This is a genomic window from Sphingobacterium sp. SG20118, assembly GCF_044740685.1.
In the GTDB taxonomy this organism is placed as follows: domain Bacteria; phylum Bacteroidota; class Bacteroidia; order Sphingobacteriales; family Sphingobacteriaceae; genus Sphingobacterium.
The window spans coordinates 761,419-784,753 of sequence record NZ_CP172826.1 but is presented as its reverse complement, the minus strand read 5'-3'; the positions used below and the strand labels follow the sequence as shown (position 1 = coordinate 784,753).

Sequence of the window (23,335 nt, the reverse complement as noted above, 5' to 3'; positions counted from 1 at the left end):
TTGACAGGTCTAGTATGTGTTAAGTAAATTCAAAAGACAATAATAACTGTTTTACACCGCGTTGAGGTAGGTGTGAAACACCATACAACTAATGATCTAACACTATGAGCAGTAAAATTTTAGTCCCGATTGATTTTTCAGAAAATGCCAACACCGCAATTCAATTTGCAATTGATTTGGCAATAAAAAGAGGTTTTTCGATTCATTTGTATCATAATTATACGGTTTCATCCAGCAGTTTTGACGATGGTAACGAACAAATCCCTGAAGAATATTTCAAAGCGGATGTTTTGATGTCTAGTTTAATCGATAAACTTAGAGCTGATTACCCCACGCTAACATTTAGTTCAAAGTGCGAACGGGGTATCATTACGGAATCATTATTGAAAGAAACCAAAAATGAAACCTATTTAGCCATCATCATGGGGACAAAAGGAAAAACTGATGATACTAGTGCTATCATGGGAAGTACGACTTATGCGGTGAGTCAAAAAAGTAATATCCCCGTCATCGCTATTCCCTTTAATTACCGTACGAAGAATATCCAAAAAATAGGCTTACTTTCTAATTTCAAATATGAAGAGCTGGATACCCTAAACGAATACATCAAGATTTTCGGTACAAATGTAGAGGTAGAAATTATACACGTACATTATCATGCTGAATCGGAAGCTGATATCGAAGAAAAACTAGAAATCTGGAAGTATCAAATTAAGAAACACACCGAAATCACAGAGGTAGACATTGAAGTGGGCTCCATCAAAACTGACGTGGAAGAACTTGACACGATACCGGAAGTAATCAATAACATGATCAGAGAAGAGGAAATTGATGTCGTGCTAATCACTAAAACACGTCGTTCATTCTTCGAAAGACTATTTAAAAAATCGGTCTCAAAACAAATCATTCATCATCCTATCATTCCTACATTTTTTTCTAAAGCTTAATTATTATGGGTAAAATATTAGTGCCAATCGACTTTTCCAAAAACTCTACCATAGCTGCTCAATATGCAACCAAAATTGCACTTGAAAATCAAGATGAATTGGTCTTCCTGCATGTTTTCACAAAGCATATCAATAAATATGCAAATTTCGTGGTGCATGGCGAAAAAATCATTGATCCAACTGTGCAAGAGTCGCAAGATAAATTAAATGAACTTGTTGAAGAAGTAAAGGCGAAATCTCCAGATTTAACAATAAGCCAACTATTTGACGAAGGTATACTCTCGGAGGTGATTAGTAAAGAAACTGCAAAAAATAGCTACAAGGTTGTTGTGATGGGCACGAAGGGGGCTTCCGGACTTGAATCTGTATTGATTGGAAGCAATACTTATGATGTGATCCGGGAATGTCAAACACCAATATTAGCGATTCCTTCCAATGCTACTGTTTATAGAAAAGATACTGTCGCTTTATTGACAAACTTCAAGCCTGGTGAGATAGAAGTATTAAAACAAGCAATTCCTGTTTTCGGGAAAAACTTCCATTTGCTACTTATCCATATCAACAAACTAGAGGTTGACATGAAAGTCTTGGATAAGAATCTAAGCCAATGGATTAACAAAATCATTACCGAAACAGGAATCGATGATGTTTCATATACTGTAAAAAGTAGAACTTACTTTGCAAATTCTGCTGAGCGCATTGCGAGTGGTATTCAGACGATGATACGCGATGAAAATATCGACATTATCTTAATCACCAAAAGCCGTAAAGCATTTTTCAGAAACCTCTTTTCAGAAAACATCATTAAAGAGATGGCGATGGGCATCGTTATTCCTAATTTTTTTGGCAGAACTGATGCAAATACCCAAATTCCTAAATAAGCGACATTTTAACGTAAGTATGTAAATTATAGTATACATGATGCCAGATTTTAACCTTTTTAACAAGATTTCATGTCACGTATTAACTACACAGACGATAAATTACATGCTAAAAAAAGGAAACGAAACAATATTGGCAACATAATTGTCTTTAACTGGACAGAGAATACGATTTACAATTTAAAGACAAAATTAGATAACATGAAGATTAACCTTAAGAAAACTGGTTTATTAGTGGCGGCTGGATTATTGACATCTGCTTCATTTGCGCAAAATGCAAAAATTGGTTCAATTGAAGGAACTACTCCACTAGGACCATCTACCGAATACAGAAACCTGGTCGATTGGTATCGGTGCTGGAGTTCTCAACCAAACAAATATATTTGGTTTCAACCGTAAAGATTATAACGATTTGGATCATAATATAGGATACTCCGCTTATATTAAGAAACAAATCTCTCCTTCTTTTGGATTTAAAGCATCGTATTTAGGTGGTAAAGTTGGTGGAGCCTATAAAGATGGCACACAATCTTTTGAGACTAAGACACCTTGGTCAGTAGCTTTATCTGGAGAATGGACAATGGCTAACACCAATTGGAGATTCTTCAACAGTTTCATTAAACCTTATGTTTCATTAGGTTTAGGAGTATTGAACTCTGAGGCAACAGTAATGACTGGTTCAACGAGCAATACATTTGATTCGCAATCAAAATTATATGTACCTGCTGACTTTGGTCTAAAATTCGCAATTGCGAAAGGTATTAATCTTGACCTGGGATATCAGTTAAATTGGGCTAATCAACGCTTTGATGGATCTGATCCAGCTGTAGGTCCTGTACCGACTTACAAAAACGACTTATTCTCGTATGCACACGCAGGTTTGGAAATTGCATTAGGAAACTCTTCACTACCTACTTTGAATAATTCAAATCCGGTTGCCACTTTAGTCAATGATTATAATACAAAATATGATGACTTGAAAGCACAACGTGATGCCTTAGTAGCTGCCAACCAAGCATTAGAGTCGAAAGTAGCGTCATTAAACACTGATCTGCAAGATGATGATGGTGATGGTGTAGCTAACAAGTTTGACAAATGCCCAGGTACACCTTCAGGTGTTCAAGTAGATGGTGCTGGCTGTCCAATCCTTGTTAAAAACGAGACTAAAATTGTTGAGAAAGTTGTCATCACTGAAGCTGACAGAAAAACTGTCGATGAAGCGATTAAAAATTTAGAGTTTGAAACTGGTAAATCAGTTATTCGCCCTACTTCTTACAATTCATTGAATAGAGTAGCTGCTTTATTAGTAGAGAAAGATTTCAGTTTAAAATTAGCTGGTCATACCGATAATACAGGTTCTTTACAATTGAACTTAAGATTATCTAAAGAGCGTGCTGAATCAGTAAAAGCTTACTTGGTATCTAAAGGTGCTAATCCTTCACGTATCGAAGCAACTGGCTACGGGCCAAACCAACCTATTGCATCCAATAAAACTGCAGAAGGTCGTCAACAAAACCGTCGTGTTGAATTTACATTATATTAGTAGCATAAGTTAATGCATAATTAAAGGGCTACTCTTCATATGAGTAGCCCTTTTTTATGTCTTACTATTTTCAACTTCGCCAGATTTTTTCGCTTCTTTTTAGTATTTTGAATCGACGAATAGATTATTTTTGTAATCGAAACAGCAGGGTATAGCGATATCAAAGCAACATTGACTGTTGGATTGTCAATCAAAAAACACATTATATCAAATACTTACGGTAAAAATTAGTTTGGTAAAAAATATTTACTTACCTTTGCATCGCCTTAGGCAATTGAGCCTATTGTATAAATTATTTCATGAACCCATTTTTAGAACTGGGAATCCGTGAGGAAATTGTTAATGCCATCTCAGAATTAGGTTTTGAAAAACCTTCTGAAATTCAGGAAAAAGCCATTCCTGTTTTATTGACTGGTAACGACGATTTTGTCGGATTAGCCCAAACCGGCACAGGTAAGACAGCAGCATTTGGTCTTCCATTATTAGAGCAATTAGACTTTTCTCAGAAACACCCTCAAGCGTTGGTATTGTGTCCAACACGTGAGCTTTGTTTGCAAATCTCGAAAGATATAGAAAGATATGCTAAAAACCTTGACAACGTACATGTTGTTGCGGTTTATGGAGGTACAAATATTAGTGACCAGCTTCGTCAAATTAGACGTGGTGTGCAAATTGTAGTAGCGACCCCAGGTCGTATGTTAGATATTATTGGCCGTAATGCCATCGATTTCTCTCAAGTAAGATATGTTGTCCTAGATGAAGCAGATGAAATGCTTAACATGGGCTTCAAAGAAGACATCAACAATATTTTGTCAGAAACCCCTGACACTAAAAAAACATGGTTATTCTCTGCAACGATGCCTTCTGAGGTACGCCGTATAGCTAAAAACTATATGACAGATCCTGTAGAAATGACTGTAGGTACAAAAAACACTGGTAATGCCAATATCGAACATCAGTATTATTTGATTAGAGCAAAAGACAAGTATGCAGCTTTTAAACGCATCGTCGATTCTAATCCTGATATCTTTGGTATCGTGTTTTGTCGTACAAAAATTGAAACGCAAGAAATTGCTGAATCATTAATTAAAGATGGTTACAATGCAGATTCACTTCACGGAGATTTATCTCAACAACAACGTGACAAAGTGATGAAACGTTACCGTGACCGTAGTTTACAATTATTAATTGCTACTGACGTTGCGGCGCGTGGTATTGATGTAAACGACGTAACTCACGTTATTAACTTCTCTTTGCCTGATGAAATTGAAAACTATACTCACCGTTCGGGCCGTACAGCTCGTGCTGGTAAAACTGGTATTTCAATCTCTTTAATCAACATTAAAGAACAAAGTAAAATTCGTCAACTTGAAAAAGTTATCGGAAAACAATTCGAGCGTAAACAAGTTCCTCAAGGACCTGAAGTTGTTGAAAAACAATTGTTAACAATCATCAATAAAGTTCAGAGTGTTGAAGTAAACGAAGAACAAATCAGTCAATTCCTACCTGCTATTATGGAAGGTTTTGAATCGTTATCAAAAGAAGATATCGTGAAAAGATTTGCTTCATTAGAATTCAACAGATTCTTAGATTATTACAAAGGTGCACATGATTTAAATATCGAAGCTCGTGATATCAGTAATGGTCGTGAACGCGGTGAACGCAGCGAAAGAGGTGAACGCGGAGAGCGTGGTGAAAGAGGAGATCGTGGTAGCTCTAAAGGCTTCACTCGTCTATTCATGAACTTAGGCTCTGTGGATGAATTCAGTCGTGGAGACATGTTAGGATTTATCTGTAACAACGCTAAAATTTCTGGAAAATCAATTGGTAAAATTGATTTAAAAGGAGTGTTTACTTTCTTCGAAGTAGAAGATGCTGAGGTAACTAAAGTATTCGAAGGATTCAAAGAAGTAGATTTCAACGGTCGTAACGTACGTATCGAGGTTTCTGGAGACGGAAAAAGCGATAATCGTAGCAGTGGCGGCGGTGGAAGCGGAAGCGGAAGTAGAAGCCGTGGCGGAGAACGCAGAAGCTTCGGCGGTGGCGAAAGACGTGAAGGCGGAGGTGGTTACCGTGGTGGCGGAGAACGCAGAAGCGGTGGTGGTGAAAGACGTGAAGGTGGATACCGTGGTGGAGATCGTAAAGAAGGAAACGGTGGTGGCTTTAGAGACTTTTCTGGAAAAAGAAAAGAGTCTAATAGCAAATACTAATCTGTTCAAGCTATAAATAATAAGAGCGGCTATCGTAAAGATAGCCGCTCTTATTTGTTTATATAACGTTTATATTATTAAACGACCATAACGATATTAATTTATTTTAAACGTTGACGAATAGCTTCGTACAACACAACGCCTGCTGAAACCGATACATTTAATGATCCTATTTCTCCGAACATAGGAATTTTCGCCAAATGGTCGGCAATGCGGATTAAATCATCGGATACACCTACATCTTCAGCTCCCATTATAATACAAGTGGGTACCGTATAGTCCACATCGTAGATGCCATCTTTTGTTTTCTCCGTACTTACTACCAACTGTATACCCGACTCAATCAGAAATTTACCAACTTTAGCTAAACCTTCATGACGACATACTGGAATCTTATATAAAGCGCCTGCCGATGTTTTGATTGCATCGGGATTTACCTCTGCAGATCCTTTTTTCGGCACAATAATAGCATGTACACCAGAACATTCTGCCGTACGGGCAATAGCTCCGAAATTGCGGACATCTGTAACACCATCCAACATTAAAAATAACGGCACCTCCCCTTTCTCATAAACCTCGGGAACGATGTCTTCAATTTTTTGATATATAATAGGGGAAATAATAGCAATAACGCCTTGATGATTTTTGCGTGTGATACGGTTTAATTTTTCGATAGGAACTTGTTGAAATCCAATTTCATGCTCTTTCAAAAGAGCTTTCAATTCTAACAACAAACTTCCGGCTAAACCCCTTTGTACAAATAATGATTCGATTTCTTTACCACTATCTATCGCTTCTATAACGGCACGAATACCGAAAACCATCTGATTGGTTTCACGTTGATCTGATGATCTATCGTGTCTTTGAAAATTTTGCATGCTCAATATTCTAAATAAGAGTTGGTTTCTAGCAATTAGCAAACCAATTTGAAAGGCAAAGATACAAAAAGAAATATGGCTTAGTGCAAGAAAAAGATCTGTAAATATTAACTCAAGCCTAAGTTCAACTCTATTCTTAAAGTCTCGAGTAGTGGATTTTTTTGAACCATGGCCTGATATTTTTCTTGTGAAGTATAGGGTTTACGCACAACATCATGGTTCATGACAACTCCTCTTAAATCTAAAGAAAAATTACGCAGTGCTGGGCGTAGAAAATTTAATAAATCAATTTTCGCCATACTCAGTACATCCATTTGCACCATATTCTCTACATCTACTTCAATTTGAATTCCAACTAACCTAGGAGGGACTGCTGTCATTAAAGTATATAAGTTGATCTTATTTTCTTTTTTGATTTGAATAGCTAATGCATTCCAAACCTGGGAAAATTGCTCAAAGGTCACAATTTCTTGCTCTGTACCTTTAACCAAACTAGGTTCATTATCTGTTTCTTCTACCGATTTTGAATCAAAAATAGCATTCAAATCAGGCAATGACGGCATGGAGCTTTTAGTTGTTCCCCAAGCACCCTTTTTTAGTTTAGGTGGTAGGTTTGTGGCCTCTGGAGATTTTGCTTCCGCAACTATTGGCGTCGTGTTAGCTCCTGCATTTGAATTTTCGACACTATTTTTTTCCGGAACTGGTACTGCGTTTTTTACCTCAGAAATAGGATTATCTGGGATTTGTACTAGATTAGGGAGTTTTTTTTTTAATTCTTCACTAGTATTAGGTAGCTGGATAGTCCCTAACTTACTCAATTGGATGGCACTGGATAAGTGGCACATTTTTAAGAGTGCTAGCTCAACTTGAAGCCTTTGATTTTTACTTGTTTTATAATTAATCTCACATTGATTAGAAATATTCAATGCTGATAATAAAAGTCCTGTTGACGATTTTTGTGCTTGATCTAAGTATTTCGCACGAATACTTTCGCTTACTTCTAATAATTTTAAGGTAGCAGGTTCTTTTGCCACTAATAAATTTCTGAAATGTGATGCTAAACCAGCTATAAAATGACTACCATCAAATCCATTGTTCAAAATATCGTTGAGTACCAATAATGCATTTGCTGGGTTTTCAGTAATAATAGCATCCGTCAGCTTGAAAAAATAATCATAGTCTAAAATATTCAAGTTGTCAATGACAGCTTGATAAGTTACCTGTTTATTTGAGAAGCTGACAATCTGGTCAAACATAGAAAGTGCATCACGCAATCCTCCATCTGCTTTTTGAGCAATGATATGAAGTCCATCTTGATCATATTGAATATTTTCATTCTTAGCAATTCGTGCTAAATGATTGGCCATATCCTCCACAAGAATACGGTTAAAATCAAAAATCTGACATCTTGATAAGATAGTCGGAAGGATTTTATGTTTTTCTGTTGTCGCTAATATAAAGATTGCATAAGCCGGTGGTTCTTCCAATGTTTTCAGAAAAGCATTGAAGGCTTGTTGTGAAAGCATGTGAACCTCATCTATGATATAGATCTTGAACTTTCCTACTTGAGGTGGTATACGTACTTGATCAATTAGACTCCGAATGTCATCGACAGAATTATTCGACGCTGCATCTAACTCATGAATACTAAAGGAGTTTCCATTTTGAAAAGATTTACAACTATCGCATACGCCACAGGCCTCGCTCTTGTCAGAAATATTTTCACAATTTATTGTTTTAGCCAAAATACGTGCGCAAGTTGTCTTACCAACACCTCGAGGTCCGCAGAATAAAAATGCCTGTGCCAACTGATTGTTATGAATAGCATTCTTAAGGGTACCGGTGATGTGTTGCTGACCGACAACCGAATCGAAGGTGACTGGGCGATATTTACGAGCAGAAACAATAAAATTTTCCATTGTACGAAGATACAAATTTTGTATCTCCGTCACAATATAAAAAGTGATACTTCAAAAAAGACCCTTTTTAATAATTATTCCTTAAAATTATACACGAAAAAGAAGTAGCTTCATTTTGCAATGAAGCTACAATTCTTGGGCAAATCTGCGAGTTAATTTCCTTTTGGTTCAAGGGTACGCCAAACAAAAGCAGCAATTATTGCTCCTACTATTGGTGCGATAATGAACAACCACAGTTGCGAAAGGGCTTTTCCTCCAGCTAAAATAGCAGGACCAAAACTACGAGCTGGATTTACAGATGTACCTGTGATCGGAATTGCTACTAGATGGATCAATACCAAGGTAATCCCAATAGCTAATCCGGCCATAGTCGGGTTACCCACTTTAGAAGTTGTGGCAAGAATGACGAATAGAAAAATAAAGGTTAAAACAGCTTCTGTTAAAAATGCAGCTGTTACACCATACTCATTCTGATATTCCTTGCCCCATCCATTTGCTCCATATGCCCACTCTCCAGCATCATAGCCCGCAATTTGCCCACTCAGAATCTGTTGTAAAACAAAAGCTCCCAGTAATGCACCTAAGAATTGTGCAATCATATAAATTACGGCTTCTTTCGCCGTGATTTTTCCGGCGACAAGAACTCCAATGGTTACTGCAGGATTAATATGACAACCGCTTAATCCGCCAATAGCGTAGGCAAAAACAACAACGGAAAGACCGAATGCTAGGGCGATGCCCAACAAGCCTAATCCTGACAACCCGCCCAATGTTGTCGTGCCTGCAACAGCAGCAGCACCACAACCAAATAGCACTAAACCAAAAGTTCCAATTAGCTCAGCAACAAATTTTGTAGAAATTTTTATTTCCATCTCTTTAAATAGTTAATATTTGAATAGGACTCAAATATCTAGCTTCTATTTACAATAACTTTAACAAATTAATTTGAAGTAAGGATTCAACTACATATGCATCATAATTATAAAATCTTATAGATGAATAACGACAATGAACAAAGAAATTATCGAAACATAAAGTCATTTAGCTGTAAACAAATAATTTAGGCATCTATTTTGATATTATTTTTATGTAACTTGATTGTTAACAAATTGTTAAGAACTTGAAATCATTTCATACATATTTGCTTGCTGGCTTATTTTATCTTTTGTTTATTTTTATTCAAAAGCCGAATAGTTATGCACAAGATTATCATGTTGATTTCTATAATGCACCCTTTACATTCTCGTTAGATTCAACATTTTTGATAGACTTTCCTACTGAGGTAAACGAAGGTCATATCCTAGATTTTTACAAAAAAATAGCATCGAATCAAAATTCTTCAATCATAGATGCATTACTAGCTTATAAAAAAAAATACAGACTGAACGATTGGATTTATTATCAACTGATACGTCAGTCGGCTCAAGCGATAAGCGCAAAAGAAGATAACTACAGTAGATACACCCTCTATAAATGGTACTTGATGTGTCGCTCGGGTTATGATGCAAGGCTTGCTGTGGGTAATAACCAGATTATATTTTATATAAAAAATAACGAGGATATCGCTGACATTCCATTTTTTTCTATTGATGACAATCAATATACCTGTTTGAATTATCACGATTATGGAAAACTATTTCAACGTAATGGGGTTTATAAACCCGTCAATATTAAAATAGATGAAGCGGTTCATGATTTCAGCTATAAGGTGACTCAAATGCCTGATTTTAGTCCACAAAAATATGTGGATAGAAAAATTAACTTCAAATACAATGAACGGTTGTATCACTTTAAAGTGAAGATAAATGCTGAGGTAAATAAAATCTTCGCCAATTACCCTGGAGTGGACTATGAAACCTACTTTAATATTCCTTTAAGCAGGGAAACGTATCAAACACTCATTCCTGTCCTGAGAGAAAATATAAAAAAAATGGATACGACAAAAGGTGTTGACTATTTAATGCGTTTTACGCGATATGCATTTCTCTACGAAAATGATGATATTAATTTTGGAAAGGAAAAGAGACTCTCTCCAGAAGAAACGCTCAATACTCCATACAGCGATTGTGATGATCGAGCAGCTTTATTTTTTTACTTGGTGAAAGAGATATACAATCTCCCAATGATTACTTTATTGTTCCCTACACATATTACCATGGCTGTACAATTCGATCAACCCATTGGTGATGCAATTCTATACAATGGCAAATATTATTCTTTATGTGAACCGACACCACAGAAGCAGAATTTAGCCATTGGACAAATGGCGGACAACCTAAAGAATGAAACTTACCAGGTGGTCTATCATTATGAGCCGAAATAGCGCTAAACTTTTATTCTTTCTAATCTAAATTTAGTTGGCTATTAGACCTTGTCATCGCATTGAAAAATAGTAAATCTAAATCCGATGTAGGATACATAAAAACATAAAAAAAGCCCGATCTATTGATCGAGCTTTATATGATTAAGACTATTATTAGTATTTATTATTTTTTGGATCCCAACTAGCCCATCCTTTAGTCCAGTCTTCTGTCGCACCCATCGCACCAACGAAAGTTTCTGTTTTAAAGCTTGCAAAATCAGCACCTTCAAATTTAGCTTTTCCTAACGCAGGAGAGTCAGACTTTAATAATAAATTCGGAGTTGAAAGGGTTGTTGCTGTTAATCCTGCTGCAGCAACAGATGCTACAGTAAAGTCTCCAAATCCATTTAAATAACCTGTTAAATCAGCAACCGACGCAAATGCACTAACATCTTTTAAGCCATAGTTCGCTACATTGCCAAATACCATATTATTTGAGAAGATAGAACGTCCCGCTTTCAATTCTGCAGCAGGGAAATCTGAATTAAATTCTACAGCACTTGTTTTAGCACCTACAATAATTGAATTTGCTAATACAATACGACTATTTAATCCGAAATGAACACCAGCACCATGAGCAGCTGAAGACTCTGTACCTGGGCCAATAAAAGTAAAGTTCGATAATACCGGTCTTGAATATTGATTATTAGCTACTGTACCTTTATTTTCTAATTCGATACCTCTAGAAGTTCCAGCTGCATCAGCAATCATTGGATCTTTAATAGAAATACCATATTGGATCTTACCATTATAACCTTGATCAAAATCAAAATCATCATCCACACCACGGTAAGCGATTAAATGAGAGGCATTAACAGTCCCTCCGAAAAATTCAAAAGAATCATCACCACCATAAGAAACCTGGATATGACTCACTTTTGTTCCCGAACCTACTGCACATAACGTTAAACCATTGATTTCTTTATCTTTCTCAATAGCAATACCTGCAAATTCGATACGAGCATAGGTCAACTCTCCTGAATTATCGTCCAAGACTGGTGATGTTCCACCACCGTAATTTGCTATCGTAGCACCTAAAGCTCCCCCTTCATATTGCGCAGTTCCTGTAGATGTATTCACAAGAGATTTACCACATATTATAATACCTGACCAATCTCCAGTACCTCTGTTACCGTCTGTTTGATCTGACGTGAACACAATTGGCTTCTCGGCAGTACCATTCGCTTTGATTTTACCACCTCGTTCAACAATCAATGCTGCTTTAGTTGATTTTTCACCTTTAATAATAGTACCAGCTGGTATTTCTAAAGTACCACCATCTACTACTTGTACGTACGCTCTTAATAAATAAGTCGTATCTGCACTTAACACTCTACGAGTAGAAATCTTTCCCTCGATAACCGCTTCTTTCTTTTCTTCTGGAGTAGGAGGAGTTACCGGATCATTATCAGATTTACTACAACTTGCAAAACTTACTGAAGTTGCTACTAATGCTAATGCAAACCATTTTGTCGATCTATTCAATTTCATAATCTAATTTTTTGTAAATCTATTTGTTTGTTGTAACCTTAATGTTAAGGAATGATGATTTAATCTTTAAAATTTATAACTAAATGATAGTGAGAAATTTCTACCGTATTTTACTGAATTAATTAATTGATCACTATTGCTGTTATACTTACCACTTTTATCAATGTCTTGGTAAAAAACAACTTTACTATTTAAGATATTACCAGCATTAAATTTCAATTCTGCTTTATTGGCAATGATTTTCTTTGCTAATTGAAAATCCAACATGCTTCTCGGTGCCTCATAGATGGTTGAGTACTCGTCTTCAAACTGACCATTCACATAGTTCCCAAATCCAACAATATCAATCCTACGTCCGATTCTATTGAAAAAAACACTGGACTCCCAGCCACCATCACTCGAGTATTGAAGACCTGTATTTAAAAGGTAAGGTGATTGACCATATAAGGACCTTTTATTTTCCAACAATGATTCTGTTCCTTCAAAATTAACTTCAGACTTAATCAAAGAAGCATTAGCACTGAATGTCAACTTCTTTAAAAAATCAGAGTCTTCATTAAAAATTCCTAAATCATGTCTCACTTCAACTTCGGCTCCCATTATATAAGCTTTCGGCGCATTCGTAAAAGACATTGACTTACTCGCTGATGTAGAACCTGCAATAATATTAGATTCAATAGGGTCTGTTAAGTTCTTGTAAAATGCAGACACTGAAAATAATTTCCCTAAGCTTGGATAAAATTCATAACGAAGGTCGAAATTGGATATTTTTGTTCTTTTCAAATCAGGATTACCGATTTTCACATTACCGGTTACGAAATCATAAAAACTAAATGCTGCGAGTTCACGAAATTGAGCTCTAGCCACTGTATTTGAATAACTGAATCGTAAGTTTGTTTTAGGATTCAACTCATAAGACAAGTTCAATGATGGTAAGAAATCGGTATAAGTATTGTTGACATTATTATCCACATCTGTTGAATTTGATCCTGTCATCAATTTCTCAATATAGTTTTCAACTCTTAACCCTACCGTTGCTTTTAACTTTTCAGAAACGTTACCTGAGATCATACCGAATCCCCCGCTAAGATCCCCAATTCCTTCAAAACTATTCGTTGGATTGGTAATATCATCTAAGAAAAACTTATTCTTCGCAATATTTTCCTCTGCAAACAACTGATCTTGTGGCAACTGTAATAACCTATTGTTTTCTGTATAATCTTCATTTCTATTAACAAAACCTAAAACGCGTGCATTCATATCACGTTTTTTATATTGTTTAAATGCACCAAATTTTAATGTTTGTTCCAATCCTAATAGATTAGCCTTTTGGGACCAATTAAGCGCCGCACTGTAAATATTTTCATTTAAGTTGCTGTAAAACTTTCCAGCTTGCTCGGAAGTAGCCGATCCATTTGGAATAGATGCTTCAAACGGGACAGATGGATCATCTTTATGTGCTATATTCTTCGTGTACGACAACTGTCTTAAATCTGGTGTATCATCATTAATATTGCTGTACGATAAATTCCACGATAGTTTCGTTTGTTTATCCGAATTCAACAGGTATTCACCATCAAGCACTGAGTTCATCATACGTTTTTGGTGCACTTCAAGCAATGTACTTTTACGCAATGACTCATTATCTAAAACACCAAATCTATTGATGAAATTTTGCTCAAGTCCTTGATTGAAAATATTTTTCAAAGAGATTTTAAAATTATCTTTTATATACGATACATTAGCAAGTGCTCCAATTGAAGAATTAAAACGATAATAGGTATCCTCATATTGAGAATAATAACTGTTTAATCCTTGATCACGACCATTAAAATCATTTCTAATTTCATTGGTTATGCTTTCGGAATTGCGATAAGTAAAGGAAACCAATGACTCCGAGCTTACCCTCGTTACGCAAACGATATGAATTACCATAGATAAATTGCATATTTTGATAAGGAAGCGATTTGCCTAGTTTTTTATAACCAAAAGTGTTTTTAAATGCTTTGGTATGATCGGCCTTTTGTTCGGAAGTTAAGTTTGTATAGCTTGCTCTATCTACTGGAAAAGAAGATGGTAAGTTATTATCTGGATTTTTGACTCCAAAATAATTACCCACTGTTCTTTTACTTCCGTAAAAATCTTTAAACGTGGTCTGTGAATTACCACCTAAACCAACACTTATTTCAACAGTTTTTCGCTCTGGAAAATCTTTAGTTTTAACATTAACAGCACCTCCAGTTAAATCGCCAGGTAAATCTGCAGTAGCCGATTTACTAATGACTATATTATCTATTAAAGAAGAAGGAATAATATCAAATGAAAATGCTTTTCGATCTGGCTCTGTACTTGGCAAAGGACTGTTATTTAATAAAGCAGCGTTATAGCGATCACTTAATCCCCTAATAACAATAAATTTATTATCTTGAACACTTGCACCACTCACGCGCTTTAAAACTTCACCTGTATTTTTATCTGGCGTTCTTTTGATGATTTCAGCAGAGATACCATCTGAAATCGAGATGCTATTTTTTTGCTGTGCATATAATGCACCAATAGATTCTTTTTTATAACTCCCTGTTATTACGACCTGCTCTAAAACATTACCTGCCGAATTATCTAAAATAATATCAAGACTTGTGATTTCGCTGTCCTTGATCTCAACGTCTGTTATCTGTTTTGTTGCATATCCGATATAGCTAAATTCCAAGGTATACTTTCCAACAGAAAGTCCAGGAATGCTATAATTACCCGTTACATCTGTACTGCCTGCACGAGCCGAGTTTAAAATTTTCACAGTAACACCTGCAATTGTTTCGCCCGTCTTGCTGTTACTTACTTTTCCAACGACCTTTCCACTACCTTGTGCAAAAATAGCTGTTGCTATTACCAATAGAATTAGGGTAGCAACAAATTTCTTTAGTTTTAATTGTGGTTTCAATTTATTTGTTTTTTTGTTTCTGCAAATCTATTATCATGATATTATGTATATATTATCTTAACATTACTATTGTACTCACTCTGCGTTAAGTAATTGTTAACAACACCATATCGAGACAATGAGGCTACATTATGGGCTTAATATTTGATTAACATGCAAAATGTTAAGTATGGTCGGTCTTAATAATAAATACATATGTGATGTAATATTGTCACAACAATTCGGGTTATGTGCTAGAATTAGGTTAAATTTAGCATTTGAAAAAATGAAGATACCATGCAGACAAATCCGATTATAACAACTCAAGAACTCTCCTTTCAATACAAAGGGGCTGTGTCAATCAGTTTCCCTTCAGTTCAAATTGAAAAAGGTCAACATACTCTTTTGCTTGGAGATTCTGGTACAGGTAAGACAACATTGCTTCATTTATTAGGAGGACTCTCGAAACCGACGCAAGGAAAGGTATGGATCAATCGAGAAGATATCTATCAACTCAATACTTCGAAATTAGATGAATTTCGGTCACAACATATAGGTTTTATTTTCCAAGAGGCACATTTGCTCAAAAATCTGACTATCCTTGAAAACATTCAGCTAGCACAATCACTTGCAAAAAAAACAGTTAATAAAAATGATGTGCTTGATGTATTAACTAAACTTCAACTGGCTGACAAGGCTCACGCCTATCCCAATGAATTAAGTAGAGGCCAGTTGCAGCGTGCTGCTATTGCTCGAGCAGTCATCAATAAACCCTTACTTTTGATTGCAGATGAACCAACAGCTTCACTTGATGATCAAAATACAATACGTGTCTTATCTTTATTGATGGAAATAGCGGATCAACAGGGAGCTACACTCCTCATCGCAACCCATGATAAAAGAATAAAAAACAACTTTTCGAATACCTACGACTTAAATACCCTCAATCCTAATCATAAATAGTATGAATACCATTCAATTAGTTTGGAAGAACATCAGTAAACAAACTGGATCGACTGTACTTAGTATCTTACTCACTGCTTTTGGTGTAGCTATATTATGCGTACTTTCAATTACCAGCGATAGCTTTGAAAAACAACTGGAAAATAATAGTAAAAACATTGATTTAGTAGTAGGGGCCAAAGGAAGCCCACTTCAGCTGATCTTGTCTAGTGTGTATCATATTGATAACCCCACTGGAAATATCTCCCTAGCTGAAGCTGAAAAAATACAGCATAACCCACTTGTAAAACTTGCTGTTCCGGTTTCATTAGGTGACAATTATAAAGGGCATCGCATAGTAGGTACGGATTCGAGTTTTCTTACTTTATATGAAACCAAAATTCAACAAGGGACATTATTTCATCAAGACTACGAGGTCGTTATTGGAACTGATGTTGCCCGCAAGCAGCATATTAAAATTGGTGATCAAATCCATAGTTCACACGGCCTAAGCAAAGATGGCCATAGCCATGCTGAACATCCATTTACAGTTGTAGGGATATTAGCACATAATAACAACATCACGGACAACCTCATTCTGACGAGTCTTAGTAGTGTTTGGGATGTGCATGGAATCGAACATTCGGGCCACCATGACGGGCTGACTACGGAAGAGGCCGAAGCCAAAGAAGATCTAGTGGAGACTAGGGATGCTTATCTCCATCATCATGGTGAAATTAGCGATGATGAACACGATCATACTCATGAGCAACAGAATAATGGTATGATGGTTAAATCCATTGGAGCAGATATGATTCACTCCGCTGGCTTAGAGATTACCGCTTTACTGGTACAATACCGTTCGCCAGCGGCACTTGCTGTATTACCAAAATTTATAGCTCAAAATACACAAATGCAAGCAGCCTCACCTGCGATAGAAAGTTCTCGCTTATTTTCACTATTAGGTGTAGGAATAGACTCTTTACAGATATTAGCCTATATCATTATGTCGATCGCAGGATTAAGTGTTTTTATAAGCTTGTACAACGCGCTGAAACAGCGTAAATATGACTTAGCAATCATGCGCACTTTAGGAGCCTCCAAACTTAAACTATTTTCACTAGTTATTCTTGAAGGTATGGTCATCACAATAATAGGTGGATTTTTAGGTCTTCTTTTTGCACATATCGCACTTTACATGATTAGTTTACAAACAAGTCAAAGTGCTGATTTTATTGATGCTTTCCGTCTAAATCCTATAGAATTTATTTTTATTTTATTAGCTTGTACTATCGGTATCATTTCGGCTTTAATCCCGGCAGTAAAGGCATATAGAACTACCATCTCACAAATTTTATCGCACAATTAGAACACTATGAAACGAGGCGCTTTAAATAACAAACCGAGGGTAACTAGTTCAACTATAACATTCAACTTTATACGCATAAATAATATATTCTGATGAAAAAAATAATCGTATTCTTAAGCTTACTGATAACCTGTTGCTTTACTGCAAATGCGCAGATTGGGCTTGATCCAAGTGTGCCTGACCACACCCCAATGATGAACAAAACTTGGGAAGCAATTGATAAAATGGCCTATCAGGTTTCATATAAAGGGAGTAAAAAAATATACACACCTTTCTACCCTGCTGAATTGAAGGCGTTAGAAAATAAAATTGTTGAGATCCCTGGTTATATGGTTCCCTTGACAAGTGGACGGACGCACAAAAATTTCATGATATCCGTACTTCCGGTAGCACAATGTATGTTTTGTGGATCAAATGGAATCCCACCCATGGTGGAAGTCTTTTTAAAAGGTGATGCGATTAAGTTTACCGAAGAACCTGTCAAACTAAAGGGAAAAATGGTATTCAATAAAGACCCTTTACAAGGGAACTCTGAAATCATGATTATAGATGCAATTCTTATAAAATAAAATAAGCCGCTAAATAGCGGCTTATTTTATTTTATCTATTGAGTAACGAAACTTCAAGACATGAAGTGAGTGCTGCTGTTTCTGTTCTTAATCTTGCTTCTCCTAGTGAAATGGGAAGATAACCTAAGTTTAAAGCTTGTTCGATTTCTGTTGTCGAAAAATCACCTTCCGGACCAATCATTACGATATAATGCTTACCTGGTTGTAATACCTGATTTAGATATTGCTTTTCAGTATCAATACAGTGAGCGATAACTTTTGTAGCGGTATTTTCTTCCTGTTGTTTACAAAACTGAGAAAAAGTAATAGCGGGATTCAGTTTTGGAATATAGGCTTTTAAAGATTGTTTCATCGCCGACACAATTACTTTATTCAAACGATCCAACTTAACTTCTTTACGTTCTGAGTGTTCACATATCAAAGGTGTAATTTCATGGATACCAATCTCTGTTGCTTTTTCTAAAAACCATTCGAAGCGATCGATATTCTTAGTTGGTGCCACAGCGATATGTAGGTGATAAGATGATTTCTGGAAATTCTCTTGAACATGGATTATCGTCAAGACTGTTCTTTTAGGGTGTGGGTCTAAAATTTCCGCTTCATACAATCCGCCGCGACCATCAATGAGATGAACTTTATCCCCTCCTTGAAGTCGAAGTACTCGAATAGCATGTTTACTCTCTTCTTCACTTAGAATAAAGTTTTTGAAATCAGGTCTAATCTCTTCTGTAAAAAATAACTGCATAAGTATTAATCCTCTCGGTCATCATCCATGGATTCAACCAATTCTAATTTTACAAATTCTATATTTTGTTGTGTCTTACGAATAATCGTAAACGTATAACCATATATTTCCTTGTATTCTCCTACTTCTGGAATCTTATCAAATAAATCACTTACCAATCCCGAAACGGTATCGTAATCTTGACTTTCTGGTAAATCAAGAGGTAAAAATTCGTTTACATCATGAATACTTGCACCAGCATCAACCATATATTCTGTTTCAGAAATGCGCTCAACCACTGGGGTCTCCTCGTCGTACTCATCTTGAATCTCTCCTACAAGTTCTTCAACAATATCTTCCAAAGTGACCATACCCGCCGTTCCTCCAAATTCATCTAAAACAATAGCCAACTGAATTCTCTTCAATTGAAACTCGGCCATCAAATCATTAATTTTTTTGGTTTCGGGAATAAAGTATGGTTTACGCATAATATCTTTCAATACGACTTCCTTACCTTTCATAACGATGGGTAGAATATCCTTTGTATGCACGATACCGACAATTTGATCGATGCTATCGTCATAAATAGGAATACGAGAATATCCTTCTTCAGTAACTGTATTAATGAAATCTATGGCTGCACAATCTTCTTCTACAGCAACAATCTTGGTTCGAGGAACCATGATATTCTTTACGATACGTTCATTAAAATCGAAAACATTTTTAATCAACTCATGTTCAGAAGTATCCAAGGCACCACTTTCTTTTCCCTTATCCAATAAATACTGTAATTCTTCTGAAGAATGGGAAGATTCGCTGGAATGAGATTGAATACCGATCAATCTTAATAAAAAGTTAGCAAAGCCATTAAAAACATAAATCAAAGGCATCAATAGCCAATAAAATATCCGTAATGGTATAGCCACTTTCATGGTTGTTGCTACAGGTTTTTGTATGGCGATTGATTTCGGTGCCAATTCACCAAGAACGACATGTAAAAATGTAATGGTACCAAATGCAAGCGCAAAACCTGTCCATTTAGCCCAACTTTGAGAAGTGTCAACATTCAAATATGAAAACATATTTGACACAATTTCGGTCATCACAGCTTCACCTTTCCAGCCTAAGCCTAAGGATGCTAAAGTAATACCTAGCTGGGTTGCAGCTAGGTATTTATCCAAATGCTCTGTAATATTTTTTGCAATTTTAGCAACATTGCTTCCTGATTTTGCTTGGAGCTCAATCTGCGAGGCTCTTACTTTGACAATAGCGAACTCTGCGGCAACAAAAAAACCATTTGCAACTACTAAAAATATTGTCCAAAAAATATCGAGGGCCATTATGGGGTTTATTTATTACCAAATTCTTTATTGTACAATTCTATACTATCCAATAGAATTTGTTGTGCTACCAGACGTCCTTGAACTCCTTCTACAACAACATTTTTCTTTTCTAACGCTTTATAGCTTTCGAAAAATTGAACAATTTCTTTCATACTGTGTGGGGAAAGTTGTTCAATATCTGTAATATAATTATATACAGGATCGTTTTTAGCTACAGCAATGATTTTATCATCTTGTTCACCACCATCAACCATGTTCATCACACCAATGATTTGTGCTTCTACCAACGTCAATGGAAGAATATCAACAGAACAAATCACTAAAATATCTAAAGGATCATTATCATCACAATATGTTTGTGGAATAAAACCGTAATTAGCAGGATAAACAACAGACGAACTCAAAACGCGATCTAATAATAAAAGACCTGTTTCTTTATCTAATTCGTATTTACCTTTTGAACCATTTGAAATTTCAATAATTGCGTTTACTGAATTTGGCACATTAGCACCAGGAGATACTTTATGCCAAGGATTTTGTGTACTCATTTGATTTACTGTATATTATTTTGTTTGTTTTTATTATCATTCAATTTACGTTTGATCAATGCAATGACAATCGGTAAGAAGGCAACGGCAATTAATCCAACAATAATGTATTCGACGTAATCTATTATCCAAGGGAATTCTATCCCCAGAAAATAACCCGATAAGGTTAATAGCAATACCCAAAGCATAGCTCCGGAAATATTGAAAATTACAAATTTCTTAAAATCTAATTTAACGACCCCAGCAAAAATAGGAGCAAAAGTCCTTACTATAGGTACAAATCTTCCAATAATAAGTGCAGTACCACCGTATTTATGGTAAAACTCTTCGGCCATTACGACATATTTACGCTTAAAAATTAAACTATCTTTCCGCTTAAAGAGCATGGGACCCCGCTCGATATCCAAACCAATATCCAGCAAAATTACCGAGTACACCTGCGACAATTAAACCTGCACAAAGTGTAACGATATCAATTTCGATTTTATTTAATGCGCAAAAAAGTCCCGCTAAAAATAACAAATAATCTCCTGGCAAAAAGAAACCAAAAAACAAACCTGTTTCAGCAAATACAATTAGTAAAACTAAATAAAAACCTCCAGAGCTCAATAATTCCTCTGGGTTCAGTAATTGTTGAAAAGACAACAAAAGATCTTGCATAATTTCTTTTTTATGTTTCCACTTATTTTTGTGAAAAAATGTCATGATAATATAATCACAATCTATGACATTTTATATAGACATATAGTTTCTATATAAGCTGCAAAGATATAATATATTATAGTCTTTTTTTATATTTATATTTAAAATACTACTTTAGATAAGCTTCTTTAAGATTAATTATCAGTTGTAACATTGATAATTGACTCTTTTATCGCTTCTGCTATTTCAGTAAATTCTTCGTGTGTAAAGGACAGCCTAGGAAGAGAAAAATTTAAATCAGAAACATTATTAAGGGGAACTAAATGGATATGAGCATGGGCAACTTCTAATCCAATAACTGCTACTCCTATTTTTTTACAAGGAAAAGCACGTTGAATACCTTGAGCAACTATTTTTGAAAAAACCCAAAGGGCCATATACTCGTCGTCATGAATATCAAATATATAGTCTGTTTCACGTTTTGGGATAACTAAGACATGACCTTTAGCTAAAGGGCTAACATCTAGAAAAGCTAAGAAATCATTACTCTCTGCGACCTTATAAGCAGAAATCTCCCCCGACACTATTTTTGAAAAAATTGTAGACATATTTGAGTTGTTTATAAACCAAATATAAAAAAAGGCTGCATGTAATGCAACCTTAATTGATGAGATAATGTTTTAATAATATGCGGTTATGGCAAAACCGCACATAACCGTTATAATTTATCTTGTTATATCGATAATCTCGAATTCGATTTGACCAGCTGGCACATCAATTACCGCTATATCTCCTTTGGATTTACCAAGTAATCCTTTGGCAATAGGAGACTTAACAGAAATCTTACCCAACTTCATATCAGCTTCGGTTTCAGAAACCAGTTGATAAGTCATTTCTGCGCCATTTTTCTTATTTTTAATCTTCACGATAGACAAGGCCAACACTTTTGTCGAATCTAATTTTGATTCATCGATCAATCGCGCACTAGCCATTGTATTTTCCAAGTTAGCAATTTTCGCCTCATGCATACCCTGTGCTTCTTTTGCAGCATCATATTCTGCATTCTCAGATAAATCACCTTTATCTCTAGCTTCAGCGATTGCGTTTGAGATAAGAGTTCTTCCTTCAGTTTTAAGATAGTGCAACTCTTCCTTGAGTTTTTGTAATCCCTCTGCGGTGTAATAAGTTACTTCTGCCATAATTTTAGTTATTATTTTATTTACCTTCTTATTTCAAAAATGAAACAAGACCATGTTATCCTTGTCAGATAACATGGTCTCGCAGTATATAATACGAAGGTAAGAATTGTTTTTAACAAAACAAATTCTTACTCAGCAATTCAGATTAATTCTCTTCTTCGTCTACAAAACGATAACCTAAACCTCTCACAGTCTGTAAATAGTATGGCTTATCTGGATTTTTCTCAATCTTCTTTCTCAATCTCACAACATGCATATCGAGCGTCCTTGTATTGACATTTGAACTATATCCCCATACTACTTCCATTAATTCTTCACGTGTTATTTCTTTACCCACATTTTGTAAAAAATGCAACAAGATCCGGTTCTCTAGAATAGTCAATTCAATCTTTTTACCATCTCTGATGAGCGAATGTATATTTGGTTGATGTTCAGTTTTACCAAAATGATAAACCTCAGGTGTATTTTTAGGTAAGAAAAATCGAACTTTATTTTCAATCATCGCAATCAATACATCCATATTGAAAGGTTTACTGATATAATCCGTTACTCCAAAACTATATGCTTCTATCTTATCTATATCCTGTGATTTAGCAGTCATCATGATGACTATATTTTCAAATCCTGCTTTACGAATGTTTTCACAAATTTCATTACCTTCTTTACCTGGTAACATCCAATCTAACAATACAACATCCGGTTTTTTTTCTAAAATCAACTTTTCAGCTTCATTTCCATCCCCCGTTTGAACAACATTATACCCTTCAGTTTCTAATCTGTGACGAACTAAAAAGCGTAGGTTTTCATCATCCTCAATAACAGCTACAGTTATTTCTTTGCTCATAATT

The 23,335-nt window shown here is 35.6% G+C and carries 23 protein-coding genes; 9 read left to right on the top strand and 14 right to left on the bottom strand.

The window, feature by feature from the left end; all coding sequences use genetic code 11:
- Positions 1 to 104: 104 nt before the first annotated feature.
- The 5 genes from ACFX5U_RS03645 to ACFX5U_RS03625 all read left to right on the top strand — a co-directional run bounded on the left by ACFX5U_RS03645 (position 105) and on the right by ACFX5U_RS03625 (position 5,581).
- On the top strand, positions 105 to 947 hold the full coding sequence (locus ACFX5U_RS03645; RefSeq protein ID WP_280570283.1) for a universal stress protein: 843 nt from the start codon (positions 105 to 107) through the stop codon (positions 945 to 947).
- A gap of 5 nt (positions 948 to 952) precedes the next feature.
- Positions 953 to 1,828: a universal stress protein gene (locus ACFX5U_RS03640; RefSeq protein WP_400262532.1), complete on the top strand. Its 876-nt coding sequence runs from the start codon at positions 953 to 955 to the stop codon at positions 1,826 to 1,828.
- Between the two features lie 72 nt (positions 1,829 to 1,900).
- On the top strand, positions 1,901 to 2,227 hold the full coding sequence (locus ACFX5U_RS03635; RefSeq protein WP_400262531.1) for a hypothetical protein: 327 nt from the start codon (positions 1,901 to 1,903) through the stop codon (positions 2,225 to 2,227).
- Between the two features lie 13 nt (positions 2,228 to 2,240).
- Positions 2,241 to 3,371, top strand: coding sequence for an OmpA family protein (locus ACFX5U_RS03630; protein ID WP_400262530.1), 1,131 nt, complete (start codon positions 2,241 to 2,243; stop codon positions 3,369 to 3,371).
- Positions 3,372 to 3,670: 299 nt separating this feature from the next.
- Positions 3,671 to 5,581: a DEAD/DEAH box helicase gene (locus tag ACFX5U_RS03625; protein ID WP_400262529.1), complete on the top strand. Its 1,911-nt coding sequence runs from the start codon at positions 3,671 to 3,673 to the stop codon at positions 5,579 to 5,581.
- A 101-nt stretch (positions 5,582 to 5,682) separates the two neighbouring features.
- Here the strand turns inward: ACFX5U_RS03625 and rlmB are convergent, their stop codons facing one another.
- The 3 genes from rlmB to ACFX5U_RS03610 form a co-directional block, all read right to left on the bottom strand.
- Positions 5,683 to 6,459, bottom strand: coding sequence for a 23S rRNA (guanosine(2251)-2'-O)-methyltransferase RlmB (gene rlmB / locus ACFX5U_RS03620; RefSeq protein WP_400262528.1), 777 nt, complete (start codon positions 6,457 to 6,459; stop codon positions 5,683 to 5,685).
- A gap of 107 nt (positions 6,460 to 6,566) precedes the next feature.
- Positions 6,567 to 8,378 (bottom strand): DNA polymerase III subunit gamma/tau, encoded by a 1,812-nt coding sequence (locus ACFX5U_RS03615; protein WP_038696338.1) that lies wholly within the window; start codon positions 8,376 to 8,378, stop codon positions 6,567 to 6,569.
- A gap of 152 nt (positions 8,379 to 8,530) precedes the next feature.
- Positions 8,531 to 9,250 carry an MIP family channel protein gene (locus ACFX5U_RS03610; protein WP_400262527.1) on the bottom strand — a complete coding sequence of 240 codons (720 nt, stop codon included), beginning with the start codon at positions 9,248 to 9,250 and terminating at the stop codon, positions 8,531 to 8,533.
- Positions 9,251 to 9,498: 248 nt separating this feature from the next.
- On the opposite strand from ACFX5U_RS03610, the gene ACFX5U_RS03605 reads away from it, so the two are divergent.
- Entirely contained in the window at positions 9,499 to 10,701 is a 1,203-nt protein-coding gene (locus tag ACFX5U_RS03605) for a hypothetical protein (protein WP_400262526.1), read from the top strand.
- Positions 10,702 to 10,854: 153 nt separating this feature from the next.
- Here the strand turns inward: ACFX5U_RS03605 and ACFX5U_RS03600 are convergent, their stop codons facing one another.
- The 3 genes from ACFX5U_RS03600 to ACFX5U_RS03590 all read right to left on the bottom strand — a co-directional run bounded on the left by ACFX5U_RS03600 (position 10,855) and on the right by ACFX5U_RS03590 (position 15,172).
- Positions 10,855 to 12,231 (bottom strand): hypothetical protein, encoded by a 1,377-nt coding sequence (locus ACFX5U_RS03600; RefSeq protein ID WP_400262525.1) that lies wholly within the window; start codon positions 12,229 to 12,231, stop codon positions 10,855 to 10,857.
- 66 nt (positions 12,232 to 12,297) lie between these two features.
- The gene (locus ACFX5U_RS03595) at positions 12,298 to 14,166 is read right to left on the bottom strand and encodes a TonB-dependent receptor domain-containing protein (protein ID WP_400262524.1); all 1,869 of its coding nucleotides are present in this window, start codon (positions 14,164 to 14,166) and stop codon (positions 12,298 to 12,300) included.
- Complete coding sequence (locus tag ACFX5U_RS03590; RefSeq protein ID WP_400262523.1) at positions 14,078 to 15,172, bottom strand: carboxypeptidase regulatory-like domain-containing protein; 1,095 nt, start codon at positions 15,170 to 15,172, stop codon at positions 14,078 to 14,080. The genes ACFX5U_RS03595 and ACFX5U_RS03590 overlap by 89 nt, the downstream gene beginning before the upstream one ends.
- Positions 15,173 to 15,448: 276 nt before the next feature.
- On the opposite strand from ACFX5U_RS03590, the gene ACFX5U_RS03585 reads away from it, so the two are divergent.
- The 3 genes from ACFX5U_RS03585 (at position 15,449) to ACFX5U_RS03575 (ending at position 18,031) form a co-directional block, all read left to right on the top strand.
- On the top strand, positions 15,449 to 16,114 hold the full coding sequence (locus ACFX5U_RS03585) for an ABC transporter ATP-binding protein (protein ID WP_038696330.1): 666 nt from the start codon (positions 15,449 to 15,451) through the stop codon (positions 16,112 to 16,114).
- Position 16,115: 1 nt separating this feature from the next.
- A complete protein-coding gene (locus tag ACFX5U_RS03580) occupies positions 16,116 to 17,462 on the top strand; it encodes an ABC transporter permease (RefSeq protein ID WP_400262522.1) in 1,347 nt (448 codons plus the stop codon).
- A 92-nt stretch (positions 17,463 to 17,554) separates the two neighbouring features.
- On the top strand, positions 17,555 to 18,031 hold the full coding sequence (locus ACFX5U_RS03575; protein ID WP_038696326.1) for a hypothetical protein: 477 nt from the start codon (positions 17,555 to 17,557) through the stop codon (positions 18,029 to 18,031).
- A 31-nt stretch (positions 18,032 to 18,062) separates the two neighbouring features.
- Here the strand turns inward: ACFX5U_RS03575 and ACFX5U_RS03570 are convergent, their stop codons facing one another.
- The 8 genes from ACFX5U_RS03570 to ACFX5U_RS03535 form a co-directional block, all read right to left on the bottom strand.
- Positions 18,063 to 18,776, bottom strand: a complete 714-nt coding sequence (locus ACFX5U_RS03570) for a 16S rRNA (uracil(1498)-N(3))-methyltransferase (protein ID WP_038696324.1) — start codon at positions 18,774 to 18,776, stop codon at positions 18,063 to 18,065.
- Between the two features lie 5 nt (positions 18,777 to 18,781).
- Positions 18,782 to 20,095, bottom strand: a complete 1,314-nt coding sequence (locus tag ACFX5U_RS03565; RefSeq protein WP_038696322.1) for a hemolysin family protein — start codon at positions 20,093 to 20,095, stop codon at positions 18,782 to 18,784.
- 8 nt (positions 20,096 to 20,103) lie between these two features.
- Entirely contained in the window at positions 20,104 to 20,646 is a 543-nt protein-coding gene (locus tag ACFX5U_RS03560) for an inorganic diphosphatase (RefSeq protein WP_038696320.1), read from the bottom strand.
- A gap of 5 nt (positions 20,647 to 20,651) precedes the next feature.
- Entirely contained in the window at positions 20,652 to 21,083 is a 432-nt protein-coding gene (locus ACFX5U_RS03555; RefSeq protein WP_400262521.1) for a DedA family protein, read from the bottom strand.
- Positions 21,022 to 21,306, bottom strand: a complete 285-nt coding sequence (locus ACFX5U_RS03550) for a DedA family protein (RefSeq protein ID WP_400262520.1) — start codon at positions 21,304 to 21,306, stop codon at positions 21,022 to 21,024. Before ACFX5U_RS03550 ends, ACFX5U_RS03555 begins: the two co-directional genes overlap by 62 nt.
- 176 nt (positions 21,307 to 21,482) lie before the next feature.
- A complete protein-coding gene (locus ACFX5U_RS03545; protein ID WP_038696319.1) occupies positions 21,483 to 21,896 on the bottom strand; it encodes an HIT family protein in 414 nt (137 codons plus the stop codon).
- Between the two features lie 117 nt (positions 21,897 to 22,013).
- The gene (gene greA, locus ACFX5U_RS03540) at positions 22,014 to 22,487 is read right to left on the bottom strand and encodes a transcription elongation factor GreA (protein WP_400262519.1); all 474 of its coding nucleotides are present in this window, start codon (positions 22,485 to 22,487) and stop codon (positions 22,014 to 22,016) included.
- 145 nt (positions 22,488 to 22,632) lie between these two features.
- Positions 22,633 to 23,331 (bottom strand): response regulator transcription factor, encoded by a 699-nt coding sequence (locus ACFX5U_RS03535; protein WP_038696317.1) that lies wholly within the window; start codon positions 23,329 to 23,331, stop codon positions 22,633 to 22,635.
- Positions 23,332 to 23,335 lie beyond the last annotated feature (4 nt).

What these genes read in the sequence shown, in the direction of transcription:
- ACFX5U_RS03625 (WP_400262529.1), top strand. Translation starts at nt 3,671, where the DNA reads ATGAACCCATTTTTAGAACTGGGAATCCGTGAGGAAATTGTTAATGCC.
- ACFX5U_RS03610 (WP_400262527.1), bottom strand. Translation starts at nt 9,250, where the DNA reads ATGGAAATAAAAATTTCTACAAAATTTGTTGCTGAGCTAATTGGAACT.
- ACFX5U_RS03560 (WP_038696320.1), bottom strand. Translation starts at nt 20,646, where the DNA reads ATGAGTACACAAAATCCTTGGCATAAAGTATCTCCTGGTGCTAATGTG.
- ACFX5U_RS03535 (WP_038696317.1), bottom strand. Translation starts at nt 23,331, where the DNA reads ATGAGCAAAGAAATAACTGTAGCTGTTATTGAGGATGATGAAAACCTA.
- ACFX5U_RS03580 (WP_400262522.1), top strand. Translation starts at nt 16,116, where the DNA reads ATGAATACCATTCAATTAGTTTGGAAGAACATCAGTAAACAAACTGGA.
- ACFX5U_RS03635 (WP_400262531.1), top strand. Translation starts at nt 1,901, where the DNA reads ATGTCACGTATTAACTACACAGACGATAAATTACATGCTAAAAAAAGG.
- ACFX5U_RS03640 (WP_400262532.1), top strand. Translation starts at nt 953, where the DNA reads ATGGGTAAAATATTAGTGCCAATCGACTTTTCCAAAAACTCTACCATA.
- ACFX5U_RS03570 (WP_038696324.1), bottom strand. Translation starts at nt 18,776, where the DNA reads ATGCAGTTATTTTTTACAGAAGAGATTAGACCTGATTTCAAAAACTTT.
- ACFX5U_RS03565 (WP_038696322.1), bottom strand. Translation starts at nt 20,095, where the DNA reads ATGGCCCTCGATATTTTTTGGACAATATTTTTAGTAGTTGCAAATGGT.
- ACFX5U_RS03575 (WP_038696326.1), top strand. Translation starts at nt 17,555, where the DNA reads ATGAAAAAAATAATCGTATTCTTAAGCTTACTGATAACCTGTTGCTTT.
- ACFX5U_RS03550 (WP_400262520.1), bottom strand. Translation starts at nt 21,306, where the DNA reads ATGCAAGATCTTTTGTTGTCTTTTCAACAATTACTGAACCCAGAGGAA.
- ACFX5U_RS03600 (WP_400262525.1), bottom strand. Translation starts at nt 12,231, where the DNA reads ATGAAATTGAATAGATCGACAAAATGGTTTGCATTAGCATTAGTAGCA.
- ACFX5U_RS03645 (WP_280570283.1), top strand. Translation starts at nt 105, where the DNA reads ATGAGCAGTAAAATTTTAGTCCCGATTGATTTTTCAGAAAATGCCAAC.
- rlmB (WP_400262528.1), bottom strand. Translation starts at nt 6,459, where the DNA reads ATGCAAAATTTTCAAAGACACGATAGATCATCAGATCAACGTGAAACC.
- greA (WP_400262519.1), bottom strand. Translation starts at nt 22,487, where the DNA reads ATGGCAGAAGTAACTTATTACACCGCAGAGGGATTACAAAAACTCAAG.
- ACFX5U_RS03615 (WP_038696338.1), bottom strand. Translation starts at nt 8,378, where the DNA reads ATGGAAAATTTTATTGTTTCTGCTCGTAAATATCGCCCAGTCACCTTC.
- ACFX5U_RS03545 (WP_038696319.1), bottom strand. Translation starts at nt 21,896, where the DNA reads ATGTCTACAATTTTTTCAAAAATAGTGTCGGGGGAGATTTCTGCTTAT.
- ACFX5U_RS03585 (WP_038696330.1), top strand. Translation starts at nt 15,449, where the DNA reads ATGCAGACAAATCCGATTATAACAACTCAAGAACTCTCCTTTCAATAC.
- ACFX5U_RS03595 (WP_400262524.1), bottom strand. Translation starts at nt 14,166, where the DNA reads ATGGTAATTCATATCGTTTGCGTAACGAGGGTAAGCTCGGAGTCATTG.